The 13,855-nt window shown below is 67.6% G+C and carries 18 protein-coding genes and 1 pseudogene; 8 read left to right on the top strand and 11 right to left on the bottom strand.

The features are described from left to right. The 4 genes from rsmH to CAP40_RS15055 form a co-directional block, all read right to left on the bottom strand. Positions 1-954 carry a 16S rRNA (cytosine(1402)-N(4))-methyltransferase RsmH gene (rsmH, locus tag CAP40_RS15070; RefSeq protein ID WP_086130354.1) on the bottom strand — a complete coding sequence of 318 codons (954 nt, stop codon included), beginning with the start codon at positions 952-954 and terminating at the stop codon, positions 1-3. Beyond that, positions 951-1,436: a division/cell wall cluster transcriptional repressor MraZ gene (locus CAP40_RS15065; RefSeq protein ID WP_086130353.1), complete on the bottom strand. Its 486-nt coding sequence runs from the start codon at positions 1,434-1,436 to the stop codon at positions 951-953. Before CAP40_RS15065 ends, rsmH begins: the two co-directional genes overlap by 4 nt. Before the next feature lie 599 nt (positions 1,437-2,035). Further along, on the bottom strand, positions 2,036-2,332 hold the full coding sequence (locus CAP40_RS15060; RefSeq protein WP_086130451.1) for a hypothetical protein: 297 nt from the start codon (positions 2,330-2,332) through the stop codon (positions 2,036-2,038). A gap of 84 nt (positions 2,333-2,416) precedes the next feature. Further along, positions 2,417-3,409 (bottom strand): cysteine synthase A, encoded by a 993-nt coding sequence (locus CAP40_RS15055; protein ID WP_086130352.1) that lies wholly within the window; start codon positions 3,407-3,409, stop codon positions 2,417-2,419. A 170-nt stretch (positions 3,410-3,579) separates the two neighbouring features. Between CAP40_RS15055 and CAP40_RS15050 the strand changes: the two genes are divergently transcribed. Next, complete coding sequence (locus CAP40_RS15050) at positions 3,580-3,783, top strand: hypothetical protein (RefSeq protein ID WP_086130351.1); 204 nt, start codon at positions 3,580-3,582, stop codon at positions 3,781-3,783. A 145-nt stretch (positions 3,784-3,928) separates the two neighbouring features. Further along, positions 3,929-4,396 (top strand): hypothetical protein, encoded by a 468-nt coding sequence (locus tag CAP40_RS15045; protein ID WP_086130350.1) that lies wholly within the window; start codon positions 3,929-3,931, stop codon positions 4,394-4,396. Here the strand turns inward: CAP40_RS15045 and CAP40_RS15040 are convergent. After that, a complete protein-coding gene (locus tag CAP40_RS15040) occupies positions 4,393-4,725 on the bottom strand; it encodes a DUF962 domain-containing protein (protein WP_086130349.1) in 333 nt (110 codons plus the stop codon). The genes CAP40_RS15045 and CAP40_RS15040 overlap by 4 nt on opposite strands. Positions 4,726-4,747: 22 nt before the next feature. Here CAP40_RS15040 and CAP40_RS15035 point away from each other — a divergent pair, with 22 nt between their 5' ends. Continuing rightward, complete coding sequence (locus tag CAP40_RS15035) at positions 4,748-5,245, top strand: DNA-deoxyinosine glycosylase (RefSeq protein ID WP_086130348.1); 498 nt, start codon at positions 4,748-4,750, stop codon at positions 5,243-5,245. A 109-nt stretch (positions 5,246-5,354) separates the two neighbouring features. Continuing rightward, complete coding sequence (locus tag CAP40_RS15030; RefSeq protein WP_086130347.1) at positions 5,355-6,953, top strand: VWA domain-containing protein; 1,599 nt, start codon at positions 5,355-5,357, stop codon at positions 6,951-6,953. A gap of 139 nt (positions 6,954-7,092) precedes the next feature. Here CAP40_RS15030 and CAP40_RS15025 read toward each other — a convergent pair whose 3' ends face one another. Next, positions 7,093-7,632, bottom strand: coding sequence for a hypothetical protein (locus CAP40_RS15025; RefSeq protein ID WP_086130346.1), 540 nt, complete (start codon positions 7,630-7,632; stop codon positions 7,093-7,095). A gap of 123 nt (positions 7,633-7,755) precedes the next feature. Here CAP40_RS15025 and CAP40_RS15020 point away from each other — a divergent pair, with 123 nt between their 5' ends. The 4 genes from CAP40_RS15020 to aat all read left to right on the top strand — a co-directional run bounded on the left by CAP40_RS15020 (position 7,756) and on the right by aat (position 11,237). Then, a complete protein-coding gene (locus CAP40_RS15020; RefSeq protein ID WP_086130345.1) occupies positions 7,756-9,153 on the top strand; it encodes a type VI secretion protein ImpB in 1,398 nt (465 codons plus the stop codon). 124 nt (positions 9,154-9,277) lie between these two features. Beyond that, positions 9,278-9,658 carry a hypothetical protein gene (locus CAP40_RS15015; RefSeq protein WP_086130344.1) on the top strand — a complete coding sequence of 127 codons (381 nt, stop codon included), beginning with the start codon at positions 9,278-9,280 and terminating at the stop codon, positions 9,656-9,658. A 92-nt stretch (positions 9,659-9,750) separates the two neighbouring features. Then, a complete protein-coding gene (locus tag CAP40_RS15010; protein WP_086130343.1) occupies positions 9,751-10,485 on the top strand; it encodes a ParA family protein in 735 nt (244 codons plus the stop codon). Further along, positions 10,482-11,237 (top strand): leucyl/phenylalanyl-tRNA--protein transferase, encoded by a 756-nt coding sequence (aat, locus tag CAP40_RS15005; RefSeq protein ID WP_086130342.1) that lies wholly within the window; start codon positions 10,482-10,484, stop codon positions 11,235-11,237. The genes CAP40_RS15010 and aat overlap by 4 nt, the downstream gene beginning before the upstream one ends. Positions 11,238-11,272: 35 nt before the next feature. Here the strand turns inward: aat and CAP40_RS20890 are convergent. The 5 genes and pseudogenes from CAP40_RS20890 to CAP40_RS14980 all read right to left on the bottom strand — a co-directional run. After that, positions 11,273-11,506: pseudogene (locus CAP40_RS20890) on the bottom strand (DUF2155 domain-containing protein); the annotation flags it as partial. A 197-nt stretch (positions 11,507-11,703) separates the two neighbouring features. After that, entirely contained in the window at positions 11,704-12,096 is a 393-nt protein-coding gene (locus CAP40_RS14995; protein WP_086130341.1) for an NADH:ubiquinone oxidoreductase subunit NDUFA12, read from the bottom strand. Positions 12,097-12,134: 38 nt separating this feature from the next. Beyond that, positions 12,135-12,626: a DUF192 domain-containing protein gene (locus tag CAP40_RS14990; RefSeq protein ID WP_086130340.1), complete on the bottom strand. Its 492-nt coding sequence runs from the start codon at positions 12,624-12,626 to the stop codon at positions 12,135-12,137. A gap of 4 nt (positions 12,627-12,630) precedes the next feature. Further along, complete coding sequence (locus tag CAP40_RS14985; RefSeq protein WP_086130339.1) at positions 12,631-13,215, bottom strand: cold-shock protein; 585 nt, start codon at positions 13,213-13,215, stop codon at positions 12,631-12,633. Between the two features lie 74 nt (positions 13,216-13,289). Continuing rightward, a complete protein-coding gene (locus CAP40_RS14980; protein ID WP_373384948.1) occupies positions 13,290-13,643 on the bottom strand; it encodes a RecX family transcriptional regulator in 354 nt (117 codons plus the stop codon). Positions 13,644-13,855 lie beyond the last annotated feature (212 nt).

Genomic DNA, 13,855 nt, shown 5'->3' with positions numbered 1-13,855 from the left:
TCACGCTACTCCTTCACTGGACCACGGCGCCGCCGCGGTCCGCCGCGCCACGCGCAGCGTCGCCGAACGGGCACGCGGATTACGGGCGACCTCGTCATCGCCCGGCCGCACGGCCTTGGCGGGAGGTTCGAAGCTGGGCTCGGCGCGCGGGCCGACCGCGGGACGGTGGCGCGAGCCGGCGGGCTCGCTGCCGCTGCGCTCGCGCAGGAAGCGCTTCACCAGGCGATCCTCCAGGCTGTGGAAGGTCACCACCGCCAGCCGGCCGCCGGGCTTGAGCACCCGCTCGGCCGCGGCCAGCCCTTCGGCCAGTTCGTCGAGCTCGCGGTTGATGAAGATGCGCACCGCCTGGAACGTCCGGGTCGAGGGATCCTTCTTGTCGTGCGGCTTGTGGCCGAGCGCGCGGCGGACGACATTGGCGAGATCGGTGGTCGTCACCAGCGGCCGGGCGCGCACGATCGCGCTCGCGACGCGGCGCGCGCGCGGCTCCTCGCCATATTGATAGAGTATGTCGGCGATCTCGCCCTCGTCGGCCGAATTCAGCCACTCCGCCGCGGTCATCCCCTCGCCGGCCATGCGCATGTCGAGCGGCCCCTCCTGCTGGAAGGAGAAGCCGCGCTCGGCCTGGTCGAGCTGCATCGACGAGACGCCGATGTCCATCGTCACGCCGTCGACCGGCACGAGGCCGCGCCGCTCGAGCTCGCCCTCCAGCTGGCTGAACGGCGCCTCGATCAGGATCAGCCGGCCATCCGCATGGGAGACGAGGGTTTGGCCGCCCTCGATCGCACGGGGGTCGCGATCGAAGGCGGCCACCTCGGCACCCCGCTCGAGGATGGCGTTGGTGTAGCCGCCGGCACCGAACGTGCAGTCGACATGGCGCTCGCCGGGCACAGGGGCGAGGCCGTCGACCACTTCGTCGAGCAGCACCGGGACATGCGGCTGGGTAGGGGAGCTCACAGCTTCACTCCCTTCGCCTGGCACAGATACTCGCAGATCTCGCGCAGCGTCGGGTCCACCTGCGCGTCGCTCATCAGGCGCTCCGGCGCCCAGATGTCGAAGGTCTCGCCGCTGCCGTAGAACAGCGCCCATTTCTGGATGCCCGCCTTCATGCGGAAGAAGGGCGGGATCACGAAACGGCCGGAATCGTCGTACGGCGCCTTCTCGACCTGGCCGAAGGCACGGCGCTTCGCCTTGTAATCGGCATCCTCGCCGCGATCGGCAGCCTGCTGCTCCTTGCGGTCGATCCGCTCATATTTCTCCTTGGACCAGGAGAGGTCGTGCGCCGATAGGCACGGATCATAGGGATGCAGGCCCACGACGATCTGGCGGATGTCGGAATTGCGCTCGGCGGCGTTGCGCAGGTCGGCGGGGATGGCGACGCGGCCCTTCTGGTCCACCGCCTGGAGCGCAAATCCCTCGAAGAGCTCCCTATCCGCCACGCCAATACCCCAATGGGCACAGCTTCCCCGTCTCCGGAATCAGCCCCCACGGCCGGGCCCGGCGCTTCAAATGACGGTGAAAAGGGTGTGCCCCCTTTAAGCATCTCGTTTTACCAACAAGCGCTCGGGGATACAACGGGAGAATTGGGGATAGAGCGGGAATTTGCCCCACCAAGCCCCGATTTTCGGCGGTGTTTTACTTAGAATCGGCTTTTGTTCTTTGTTTGTTTCAACAACGCCTCCGTAAATGAACCCAATCGCTACGGATAATTCCGGAAAGTGGGGCGCAATCCCGCCCGATCCCGGGAAATCGCCAAGTGACGCAATTTCCCCGCTTTTCCTGCTCCATGCCTAGCAAAAGCCTTTTCGCCCAACCAGCCTCATGCTTGCAGGAAACCGCAGAAATCCAGCGAGTCGCCGTGAAAACGGGTGTGCGTCAACCGATTTTCCCGGGATTCAAGGCGTTTCAGGCGCGAGCCGCAAGGAAATTGTGGACAGTCGAGCCGCCCCATGCCCGCCGCGTCACTGCGGGCGAGGAACCCGGGCGATTTCCCTGCGCCGGTGGGGCCAAATCTCCGGGGCCGCAGGGGCAGCCGAGATCAGCGCGCCTCGCCGTTCTGCTGGGCTTCCTGCTGCCGGCGCGCGATCGCCGCGGCATCGACCTTCTCGGTCGAGGTGGTACTGGGCGCCGCGCCCAGTTCGGCGAGCGGCTCTTCCTTGGTCTTCTCGCCCAACGAATTGCCCAGGGCCGTCATGTTGGCGACGACGGCCGAGTTGGAAGCGCCGACCGCGGAGACCGGCATGTCGTTCGCACGCCATGCGACGACCGCGCTCGCCAGCACGATCAGCACCGTAACCACGGCGAGCCCCGTCAGACCAACGTAGATACGTTGCATCGTCTGGGCGGTATCAGGCGAACCCACGCTCATATCTGTTGCATAAATGTAACGCCGAACTGCCCCGTTGCCAAGATGGGGCGTTCACTCTTGTACGAGCCACTCCGGGACCGGCAATCCCTTGGATGCGAGCCATTCTGCACTGTAGAGCGTTGAAAGGTAACGAAAACCCGTGTCGCACAGGATCGTCGCGATGCGCTTGCCCGGTCCCAGCTCACGCGCCAGCCGCACCGCGCCGGCCACGTTGATTCCCGAGGACAGGCCCAGGCAGAGCCCTTCTTCCTTGAGCAGCCGCTCGACCCACGCCAATCCCTCCTCGTCGGAGATGCGGAACTGCGCATCGATCGGCGCGCCCTCGAGATTGCCGGTGATCCGCCCCTGGCCGATGCCTTCGGCGACCGAGCTGCCCTCGGCCTTCAGCTCGCCGCACGCATAATAGCTGTAGAGCGCCGCGCCGTGCGGATCGCTGAGCGCGATGCAGACATTCTCGTCCCTGGCCTTGAGCCCCAGCCCGACGCCGGCGATCGTGCCCCCGGTACCCGCCGCGCAGGTGAAACCGTCGATCCGCCCGTCCATCTGCGCCCAGATCTCCTCGGCGGTGCCGACGATATGCGCCTTGCGGTTGGCGGTATTGTCGAACTGGTTGGCCCAGATCGCATTGGGCGTCTCCTCGGCGATCCGCCGGGAGGTGTGCACGAAGTGGCCCGGGTTCGAATAGGGCGCCGCCGGCACCAGCACCAGCTCGGCGCCGAGCGCGCGCAGCGTGTCCATCTTCTCGCGGCTCTGGGTCTCGGGCATCACGATGATCGTGCGATAGCCCTTGGCGTTGGCGACCAGCGCCAGGCCGATGCCGGTATTGCCCGCCGTCCCCTCGACGATGCAGCCGCCCGGACCGATCAGCCCGCGCTCCTCGGCGTCCTTGACGATGAACAGCGCCGCCCGGTCCTTCACCGACGCGCCGGGATTGGCGAACTCGCACTTGCCGTAGATCTCGCAGCCCGTGGCTTCGCTCGGCCCCTTCAGGCGCACCAGGGGCGTGTTGCCGATCAGTGCCAGCGTATCGGATGTCGAATGCATGGCCGCTAGATGGAGCGCTTTCCGCCGCGCCGCAAGCAAGCGCTGGCAGGGCATGGCGAAGCCGGGCTTTCCGCCTTTACGGAACCCTTATGCGGGCGGACGAAATTCGTCTCGAAGCTTAACGGGGAAGCCCCCTATCTCGCGCTCCGTTCCACATCCGGGGAGTGCATATGGTTTCGCGTTCCGAACATGTCCTGCGCGTCGGCCAGGACAGCCAGGGCCATTGGGTGGTGCAGGAAGAGGGCGGATTGCTCGAGGGCCTGTTCCGCTCGCGCGATGCGGCGGTCCGCTTCGCCCTGTCCGAATGCCGGGCCTTTCCCGGCGCCCGCATGGTGCTCGCCACCACGCCGCTCCATTCGATCCTGTCGCACTGATGCCCGGCCATGACCGCGCTTCTCGCGCTCACCCTCGCCCTCGCCGCGCTGCTCCGCCTGCCGCGCAGCGAAACGCCCCATCCCATCGCCGGATTCCGGGATCCCTGTCGCTAGGGATCCGGCGCGCCATTCAGGAGAAGGACCAATGATGGCCACGCAATTCTCGCTCGGCGGCCTGTTGCGCCGCGCGGGGCTGTCGAGCGAACCCGAGGGATCGCGACACGCCCCCGCCGACGCGCGCATCGCCAGGGCGCTCGCCGAGTTCCGCAACCATGGCCACCGCGCGGTGCGCATGCTCGATCTCGACTGCGCCGATGGCAGCCGCCTGCTCGGCGCCGCCGAAACGGCCCGCGCGCTGGGCTTCGTTGCGATCGAAGGGCGCGGCGTCTCCCTGTGGACCGCCGGCATCCGCCATGCCCGCCGGCAAGCCGAGATCGACGCGCATCCGTCCACCAGCCTCGCTTTCGAGATCGCCGAGCCGATCGCCGCGCTCGCCTCGGAGCACGACGGCGCCGCCGACCTGATATTCCTGTCGGAACCGATGCCCTATCCCTGCAGCCCGCTCGGCGCGGCGCTTGCCCGGCTGGGCGGCCGGGTGCTCGCCAATGGCTAGGCCGGCACGCCCGCCCGCTGGAGATGCGCGTCCAGCTTCCCCGCGAACCACAGGAAGAACATCCGATAGTCCGAGACCAGCGACCAGAGCGGATAGGTGAAGGTCGCCGGCCGGTTCTTCTCGACGCCGAAATGCGCGGCCCAGGCAAAGCCATAGCCGGCCAGCGGAATCGCCGCGAACCACCACAGGCCGGCACCGCCCAGCGCCAGCAGCAGGAACCAGAGCGTCAGGATCGTGCCCACATAATGGAGCGCCCGCGTGCTCGGCTTCGCATGCTCGCGAAGATAGAAGGGCCAGAAGTCGCGATAGGTGGTGATGGTGCCTGCCATGGCGAGAGGCTAACCCCGCTTGATGGATCCGCGCAAGCACAGCTTCCCGCCGGTGGTCGATGCCCATGTCCGCCTGCTCGTCCTCGGCTCGCTCCCCGGGGAGCGTTCGCTCGCCGAGCAGCGCTATTATGCCCATCCGCAGAACCAGTTCTGGCGCCTGGCCTCCCCCGCCGCCGGCCGCGACCTTGCCGCGCTCGACTATGACGCCCGCCTTGCCGCCCTGCTCGATGCGCATATCGGCCTGTGGGACGTCGTCGCCAGCGCGCGGCGCATGGGCAGCACCGACGCGGCGCTGCGCGACGTCGAAGGGCATGACATCGCCGCACTGGCCGCGACTCTGCCCGATCTGCGCGCGATCGCCTTCAACGGCGGCACCGCATTCCGCACCGGGTCGCGGCAATTGGGCAGCGCCGCAGCGCGCTACGCGATCGTCGCGCTGCCCTCGTCGAGCCCGCTCCACACCATCGGCTTCGAGAAGAAGCTGCCGCACTGGGAGGCGCTGCGCAGCCTGGTCGAATAATCCCATTAAAACGCTGTGAATTTTCCGCTTGCCGCTTTCCGCCGCTTTCGCCACAATCATGCCACATTTGCGGCAAGATTGAGGCAATATCCGGGCAAGGAGAGAATGCATGCGTGCCAGCTTCCTGATTTCCGTCGCCATTCCCGCCGTCCTTCTGGCCGGCTGCAACAGCCAGCAGGGCAGCACGACCAGCTACCAGTCCGCCCCGCGGGAAATGGCGGAGGCGGACCAGGCTGCGGCTCCCGAAAATGCGGAGCGCTATGCGCGGAACGATGTGGCCGCGGTCCGCGCCGTCGCGCAGGAACCGGTCTCCACCTTCGCGGTCGACGTCGACACCGCCGCCTATGCCAATGTCCGGCGCTTCCTCACCCAGGGCCAGCTTCCGCCGAAGGACGCCGTTCGTGCCGAGGAACTGATCAACTATTTCCGCTACGACTATCCCCTGCCCCAGGATCGGGCCGCGCCGTTCAGCATCACCACCGATGTAGCGCAGACGCCGTGGAACCCCGAGACGCGGCTGCTGCGCATCGGCCTGCGCGGCTACGACCTGAGCCGCGCCCAGCGTCCGCCGGCCAATCTCGTCTTCCTCGTCGACGTCTCGGGATCGATGGACGAACCGGACAAGCTGCCGCTCGTGAAGCGCGCGCTCGGCATGGTCGCGGACAATATGAAGGCCGGCGACCATGTCTCGATCGTCGTCTATGCCGGGGCGGCCGGCGTGGTGCTCGAGCCGACCTCCAGCCCCGCCGAGGTCCGGGCGGCGCTGAGCGATCTCAGCGCGGGCGGCTCCACGGCCGGCGGCGAAGGGATCGCGCTCGCCTATGCGATGGCGCGGCGGAATTTCCGCGAAGACGGGGTCAATCGCGTGATCCTCGCCAGCGACGGCGATTTCAACGTCGGCACTACCGACCAGACCCAGCTCGAACAGCTGATCGAGAAGAACCGCGACGACGGCATCACCCTCACCGTGCTCGGCTTCGGCCAAGGCAATCTCAACGATGCGATGATGGAGTCGATCGCCGACAAGGGGAACGGCAACTATGCCTATGTCGACGGGATCGACGAGGCACGGAAGGTGCTCGACACCGAGCTGGCCTCCACCCTCTTCACCATCGCGAAGGATGTGAAGGTCCAGGTGGAGTTCAACCCGGCGGCGGTGAGCCAGTATCGCCTGATCGGCTATGAGAATCGCGCGCTGCGCGAGCAGGATTTCCAGAACGACAAGGTGGATGCAGGCGACATCGGCGCCGGGCATCAGGTGACCGCGATCTACGAGATCGTTCCCGCCGGCGCCAGGGGCTGGCTGCCCGACCGCCATTTCGCCGCCAATCGCCGGCCCGAGGAAGGCCAGGGCACGGGCACGGCGAATGGCGAACTCGCCCAGGTGCGGCTGCGCTACAAGCTCCCCGAGGGCGGCGCCTCGCGCCTGATCACCCGGCCGGTCGACGCCGGCCAGTTGCGGAACGCACCGGCGCCGCGCGGCGACCTGGCCTTTGCGGTGGCGGTGGCGGGCTTCGCGCAGAAACTGCGCGGCGACGACCTGCTCGGAGACTGGGGCTATACCGACGTCAGGCGCCTCGCCGGCAGGCAATGGGGCTTCAGCCAGCAAGCCTGGTGGCGGAGCGAGTTCCTGCGCCTGGTCGACCTCGCAAACACCCAGGCGCGCACCGCTTCGACGGAACGCAGCGACAAAGACCGGGCGCTCTAGCTCCCCGCATCCGGCGGCGATCCAGGGCGCCGCCGGCCGCCGCGGCCCGGCCTTCCCCCCCCTTTGAGGCCGGGCCGCGGCACCCGTTTGCCTGACACCAACTTGTCATCCCGCGCAGGCGGGGACGACGGACATAGGTTCAAGGGCGTTCTGGGCCCTCAGCCTGGCGCCGGTTCACCACCGCATCCTCTGGCACGGCCATATTGTCGGCGACATTCTCCGCCGCCGGCTGCGAATTCAGCCCGTCCGCCGGCCGTGCGCCCGCGCAGCCATGGAGCTGCTTGTCGCCGATGCGGATATCCGCCGTGAGCGGCCGCTCGATCGCCGGATCGCCGCCTTCGATGCAACGCGCACCGGTGAAAGTGATCGTCACCGGCGTGCCCGCGACGTCCTTGGTGGTCCACACCGCCTTCCCCTCCTGGACCTGCGGCGAGACCGGGTAGAATTGCGTCACGCTGCCCTCGGTTCCGCGCCCGGCGAAGCGCGTGAGCGTGATCGATCCGGGCGCGACCTCGAGCGACCAGGTCAGCGCGTTGTCCGTGGCGCGTAGCGGCTGATCCAGCGGCACTTCGCCCAGCCGCGGCCCGACGGGGCTCGGCCTGGCCGCCGGCGCCTCGGTCTTTTCCTTCGATCCGCAGCCCGCAAGCACGAGCAAACTGGCAATGGCGAATGCGCGCATTTACCATCCTCCCTCGGCCGCGACCCTGCACGGGCCGCGCCCGCCGGGTCAAGCCACGAGCCCCGCTCCAAGCTCCCTATTCCCGCTGTCATGCAAGACAATGTTCCTATATTGTTCCAATCCATGACCGACGCGAGTCGCCTTGCCGCCACCCCTTCGCCGCCCTCGCCGGCGCTCGAGGAGAGCGAAACCGGGGCCCCGCACCGTACGGTTCATGCGCATCCGGCGCCGATCCTCGCCTTCCCGCCCCGGCCGCTGCGCTGGCTCTATCTCGATCTCAATTCCTATTTCGCCAGCGTCGAGCAGCAGCTGAACCCCGATCTGCGCGGCCACCCGGTGATCGTCGCGCCGGTGGACAGCGACACGACCGTCGCCATCGCCGCCTCGGTCGAGGCGAAGCGGTACGGCATTTCCACCGGCACGCCGGTCTGGGAGGCCAAGCGCCTGTGCCGGGATCTGCGGATCACCCCCGCCCGGCACGAGAAATATGTCGAGTTCCACGAGGCTGTCCTCGCCGAAATCTGGAAGCACGTCCCCGTCACGCATGTCTGCTCGATCGACGAAGTCGCCTGCCGGCTTCTCGACAACGAGAATGATCCGGCGGCCGCGGTGGCGCTCGCGCACCGGATCAAGGCGGGAATCCGCATGCATGTCGGCGAATGCCTCACCAGTTCGGTGGGCATCGCGCCGAACCGTCTCCTCGCCAAGCTCGCCTCCGACATGCAGAAGCCCGACGGCCTGGTGGTGTTGACGGCGGACAAGCTCCCCCAATGCCTCTATCCGCTGCGCCTGCGCGAGATCGCGGGCATCGGCGCCAAGATGGAGAAGCGGCTGGCGCAGGACGGCATCCTCGACATCCGCCAATATTGCGAGCGCCGCCCGCGCGACGCGGGCAATGCCTGGGGCGGCGTCAATGGCGACCGGCTCTGGTATCTGCTCCACGGCGTCGAGCTGCCCGACAAGCCGACGCAGAGCCGCACGATCGGGCACAGCCATGTGCTCAGCCCGCAGAAGCGCGGGCTCGAGCCCACCCGGCTCACCGCGCGCCGCCTGGCGCTCAAGGCGGCCAGCCGCCTGCGCCGCAAGGGCTATCGCGCCCGGCTATTGGTGCTCCACGGCAAGTTCGAGGACGACAAGTCCGGCTGGCGCGCGTCGATCCGCCTGCCGGACACGCAGGACAGCTTCGTCATCCTCCATGCGCTCGACCAGCTCTTCCCCCGCCTGGCCGAAGCGGGGCGTGGCCGGCCCGGCGGCTTCCGGCTGCGCATGGTGGGCGTGACGCTCTGCGAAATCACGGCGGTGGAGGGCGAACAGGGCTCGCTCTTCGCCGCGCTCGATCCGAACGATCCGCTGGCCCGCGAGACCCGCACGCTGGCGCTCAGCCGTGCGATGGACCGGATTAACCATAGGTTCGGCCGCAACGCCGTTTCGGTCGGCCCGTTGCACGGCGGCAGAATCGACCGGGTAGGGACAAAGATCGCTTTCGGACGTATTCCGGAAATGAGCGAATTCCATGAATGACATCGGTGTCTGTCATCGGATCGCAATATTCCAGACGTGATACCGCACCGCACAATTGGAATGTAACTCTATAACACGAATCGCTTGACGATTCTTGCATGGTGAACGAAAGCTCCTGCCCGCTATGAAGAAAGCCCCCTTTTTTGCCGCCGCCGCCGTGCTCCTGTCGCTCGCGGCCTGTGAGAACAAGCCCGAGGAAGTCACGGGCACCGCGCCCGACCCCCAGGCCGAAGCGCTGAAGAACGCCCCTAAGGTCGAGCTGCCGCCGTCGATCGCTTCGTCGGTCTCGATGCGCTGCAAGGACAACACCGTCGTGTTCGCCGACTTCTACAAGGGCGACAAGCAGGTCCTGATCAAGGAGGCCAAGGACGGCCCGGGCAAGATGCTCAAGGCGCCGGAAGCCGGCCAGCCCTTCGTCGCCGACGGCGGCTACAAGGTCACCGGCACCGCCAAGAACGCCACGATCGAGATTCCGGGCAAGGGCTCGCGCGCCTGCCACGCCTGATCGCGGCACCGAGTGTTTTCATCCAGGGGTCGGCGGGCATTCCCGCCGGCCCTTTTTCATGCGAGGCTTGAAGGCGAAGGGAGCGAATCCGGGTGGCGACAGTCGCGATCTACAGCCTGAAGGGCGGCGTCGGTAAGACGACGCTGGCGGTGAACCTCGCCTGGGCCTCCGCCACTCTCTCCGCGCGCCGCACCCTGCTCTGGGATCTCGATCCCCAGGCCGCCTCCACCTTCCTGGTCGAGCCGCAGGGCAAGACCCGCGACCAGGCCCAGGCGATCTTCACCAAGGACGTGGCGCCGGCCAAGCTGGTCCAGCACACCGGCACCGAACGGCTCGACCTGATCGGTGCGGACACGTCGCTGCGCGGCCTCGACCTGACGTTCCACGAACTCGACAAGAAGAAGCGGCTGGCCAAGCTGCTTGCCGAGCTCGACCGGGCCTATGATCGGATGCTGCTCGATTGCCCGCCCGGCCTGACCGAGACCAGCGAGCAGGTGATGCGCGCCGCCGATCTGATCGTCGTGCCGGTGATCCCCTCCCCGCTCTCCACCCGTGCCTTCGAGGAAGTCTCGGCGCATCTCGCCCGCAAGGGGGGCAAGGTGCCGCTGATGCCGGTCCATTCGATGGTCGATCGCCGGCGGAAGCTCCATGTCGAGGCTGTGGCCGCGCGCCCCGACTGGCCCGTGATCCCGATGGCGAGCATCGTCGAGGCGATGAGCGTGCATCGCGCCGCGGTGGGCGACTATGCCCCCCGCACCCTTGGCGCCCAGGCCTTTGCCGGGCTGTGGCAAGCGATCGAGCGCCGGCTGGCGGGCAAGAAGCGTTGAGCCGCGCCCAGCCGCCCCAGCAGGAGCTGGATCCGGACCTGGTGCTGCGCGCCTATGCCATGGGCGTCTTTCCCATGGCCGATCATCGCGGCGCGGCCAGCGTCTACTGGGTCGAGCCCAAGCTGCGCGGCGTGCTGCCGTTGAACGGCTTCCACCTTTCCCGCTCGCTCAGGAAGGTCATCCAGTCCGGCCGCTTCCGCCTGACCGCCGATACCGCGTTCGAGCACATCATCCGGCTATGCGCGGAAAGCGCCGCCGACCGGCCGGATACCTGGATCAACGGCCCGATCGAACGGGTCTTCCTCGAGCTGCATCGCCGCGGCTTCGCCCATTCGCTCGAATGCTGGGACGGCGATACGCTCGCCGGCGGCCTGTACGGCCTGGCGCTGGGCCGGGCGTTCTTCGGGGAATCGATGGTCACCCGCGTCCCCAATGCCTCGAAAGTGGCCTTCGCGCACCTCGTCGCGCGGCTCGGCGCCGGCGGGTTCACGCTGCTCGATTGCCAGTTCATCACCGAGCATCTCACCACGCTGGGCGCGGTCGAGATCCCCCGTGACGACTATGTCGCGTTGCTGGCCGGTGCGCTGGGCGACTCGGCGGCCGGGCTTTCCGTCGGCGCGCCTTCGGTCGACGGCGACTTCTTCGCGCTCGACGCATTGCCCGATCCGCTGCCGCCCGCCGCGGGCGCGGGCACCGTGTCGGGCCCGCTGTCACGGAAGGTCATCGCGCAGCTCTTGGGCCAGACGTCGTAGATCGGATGCTGGACGACGTTGAGCGCCGGGCGTTCCGCGAACAGCCAGCCCGAATGGACGCGGTGCCATTGCTTGTCGAGTTCGAGCACATCGACCTGCACGAAGGCGCCGGTGAGCTGGTCCGCCTCCCAGGGCGCGGTCTTGTCGCAGGCCCTGAGGCGGACGATCACATCGCCGATCCGCACCGCCTGGCCCGGCTTCAGCTTGAATTCGCGCGCTTCGCCGTTGCGCTTGTTGAGGATGCCGAGCACCGCGACGCGGTCCTTCATCGGCGTCGCCGCCGCATCCTCGATCGCCTTGCCGTCGCGATCGACGGTGATCACGTCGGCCGCCGCCTTGTCCGAATCGCCGCCGCCGGTGACGATCTGGTCCGAAACCGAATTGTTCGTGGGACCGCCGCCACTGCCCGAACAGGCGCCGAGAGCGAGCAGCAGCCCGGCCGCGGCGGCTCCGGCGCGGCAACGGATCATGCGCCGGGAGTCCAGGCCTCGTAGTCGCCGGTGGCGCGGGCACGATGCCCACCCTTCTCCAGCGCGCCGCTCGGACGGTAGGCGAGCTGCGAACCGGTCAGGTTCATCTCGGCGGGCTTCTCCCACGCCTTGGGCGCCGGCAGCGCCTGGTCCGGCGCCGAATCGATCTGGTGGTGCAGCCAGCTGAACCATTCCGGCGGCACCCGGCTCGCGTCGTTCGAGCCGTTGTAGATCACCCAGCGGCGCGGGATGCCGTTGGGATCCTGGCCGCCCTCGTAATAGACGTTGCCCAGATCGTCCTCGCCCACGCGCGTCTTGCCGCGCAGGCCCATCCAGGTGCCGAAGGTGGCGCCGTTCCACCAGGTGAAGGGATTGAGATTGAGACCCATGGGCGCGGATTAGCGGGGAGCGCGCGGAGAGGCAATGCTTACTGCTTCGCCCAGCGCACCTTGTCGCCGGCCCGGATGCCGAGCTTCGCCGAGACGCCCGCATTGATCTCGAGCACCGCGGCCACCGGCTCGCCCGATTTCACATTCTCCTCCGAGAACGGCACCGCATTCTCGCCGATCCGGGCGATCGTGCCGTCCTCGCGGATGAACAGGATGTCGAGCGCGGTGGGCGTGTTCTTCATCCAGAAGCTCGCCTCGCGCGGCGGGCCGTCGGCCGGATAGGGCGCGAAGAGCATGCCGCCGTCCTGCGGAATATTGGTGCGGAACATCAGCCCGCGCTCCTGCTCGGCGGTGGTGCGGGCGAGTTCGACATGGAAGACGTGCGGGCCATTGGCGCTGTCGACCGTCACGTCGATCTTCCGCGCAGCCTGCACCGCAGGCGGCCCGGTCTCCGCCTCACCCTGGCACGCACCGGAGACGAGCAGCACGGAAGCGGCGAGCGCCGCTCCCCACCCACGCAGGAACTTCATCGTCTCAGCCGGTCCTTTCGACCGCCACGGCGAGCGGCCCCTTTTCGCCATCGACGATGCGCGCGCTGAGCGACTGGCCAGGCTCGACCTCCTCGATATCGGCACGGCGCAACGTCTCCATATGGACGAATATATCGGCCGAGTCGGATTCGCGCACGAGGAATCCATAGCCCTTGAGGCGATTGAACCATTTCACCGTCACCGGCTCGAACGGGCCGGCAGTGGCGATCAGCTTCACCCGGTCGGCCCGGTCGGCCTGTCGCTTGGGTGCCTCGACCGCCTGGCTGAGATCGATCGAAAGGATCTCGCGCGCCTGCAGCCCCCGCTGGCGCTGCACCGCCGTACACTCCACCCGAGCCCCCTCGGGCAGCGAGCGGCGGCCATGATCCTGGAGCACGGTGAAGTGGATCAGGATGTCGCCCACGGCAGCGTCATCGGCGACCAGAAAGCCGAATCCCCGCGTAACGTCGAACCATTTCACGACACCGGCAAAGACCTGGTTCTCATCCACCGGGTCCTCGCCAATCCCCCCGTTATCGTTCGGCGTGTCTGTATAGTCGTTCTGCGCAACCTGTTGGTCAGCACGCATTTCCTGTTCCCCCGAAGGGTCACATTAACATGGTATTTTCCATAAATGGAATTGCCTTTGTTGCCGATCTGGCATCAAGCCTCGCCGAGCATGGTTTCCGGGTCGTCCCCCGGCGCCATGCGGACGATCGCGCGGGCCAGTCCCGGCGCATGCCCGGCACGGATCATCGCAGCCATCTGCTTCTCCTGCAGCGGCCGGTCCGCGGCTTCGCGGGCATAGGGGCCGATGCGCCTGCGCCGGGCAAAGGCGATCGCGCTCGCAAGGCCTTCCGCCGCGATCGCCGGCGCCAGCGCGGCGGCATCCTCCTCCTCCACGCCGGCGAACCGCAGCGCCTCGCGCACCCGGCGGGCGCCCAATCCGCGCCGCGCCATCGCCCCGGCCTTGGATTCGGCATAGAGCCGGTCGTCGACATAGCCGAGCTCGGCCATGCGTTCGGCCAAAGCCTCCGGATCGGGGGATTTTTCTCCGTCCCAGCCGCGCTCCTGCAGTTTTCGGGACAGATAGATCGCAAGTTTGGCCCTTGTCGTAGCGTAACGTTCGACATAGCGGAGCGCATAACGCTCCAGATCGGCGCTATTCAGCGGTGGGAGGGGGCGTCTCTGGGCGGGCATGCGCCATGATTGTGCCACAGTGGCAACCG

Origin of the sequence: Sphingomonas sp. IBVSS2 (assembly GCF_002127225.1) — a bacterium.
Lineage (GTDB): Bacteria > Pseudomonadota > Alphaproteobacteria > Sphingomonadales > Sphingomonadaceae > Sphingomonas.
This window is presented reverse-complemented; position numbering and strand designations above follow the sequence as displayed.

Coding starts and splice junctions, on each gene's coding strand:
- CAP40_RS15060 (WP_086130451.1), bottom strand. CDS start 2,332: ATGCAACGTATCTACGTTGGTCTGACGGGGCTCGCCGTGGTTACGGTG.
- CAP40_RS15055 (WP_086130352.1), bottom strand. CDS start 3,409: ATGCATTCGACATCCGATACGCTGGCACTGATCGGCAACACGCCCCTG.
- CAP40_RS15050 (WP_086130351.1), top strand. CDS start 3,580: ATGGTTTCGCGTTCCGAACATGTCCTGCGCGTCGGCCAGGACAGCCAG.
- CAP40_RS15045 (WP_086130350.1), top strand. CDS start 3,929: ATGATGGCCACGCAATTCTCGCTCGGCGGCCTGTTGCGCCGCGCGGGG.
- CAP40_RS15040 (WP_086130349.1), bottom strand. CDS start 4,725: ATGGCAGGCACCATCACCACCTATCGCGACTTCTGGCCCTTCTATCTT.
- CAP40_RS15035 (WP_086130348.1), top strand. CDS start 4,748: ATGGATCCGCGCAAGCACAGCTTCCCGCCGGTGGTCGATGCCCATGTC.
- CAP40_RS15030 (WP_086130347.1), top strand. CDS start 5,355: ATGCGTGCCAGCTTCCTGATTTCCGTCGCCATTCCCGCCGTCCTTCTG.
- CAP40_RS15025 (WP_086130346.1), bottom strand. CDS start 7,632: ATGCGCGCATTCGCCATTGCCAGTTTGCTCGTGCTTGCGGGCTGCGGA.
- CAP40_RS15020 (WP_086130345.1), top strand. CDS start 7,756: ATGACCGACGCGAGTCGCCTTGCCGCCACCCCTTCGCCGCCCTCGCCG.
- CAP40_RS15015 (WP_086130344.1), top strand. CDS start 9,278: ATGAAGAAAGCCCCCTTTTTTGCCGCCGCCGCCGTGCTCCTGTCGCTC.
- CAP40_RS14995 (WP_086130341.1), bottom strand. CDS start 12,096: ATGGGTCTCAATCTCAATCCCTTCACCTGGTGGAACGGCGCCACCTTC.
- CAP40_RS14990 (WP_086130340.1), bottom strand. CDS start 12,626: ATGAAGTTCCTGCGTGGGTGGGGAGCGGCGCTCGCCGCTTCCGTGCTG.
- CAP40_RS14985 (WP_086130339.1), bottom strand. CDS start 13,215: ATGCGTGCTGACCAACAGGTTGCGCAGAACGACTATACAGACACGCCG.
- CAP40_RS14980 (WP_373384948.1), bottom strand. CDS start 13,643: ATGGCCGAGCTCGGCTATGTCGACGACCGGCTCTATGCCGAATCCAAG.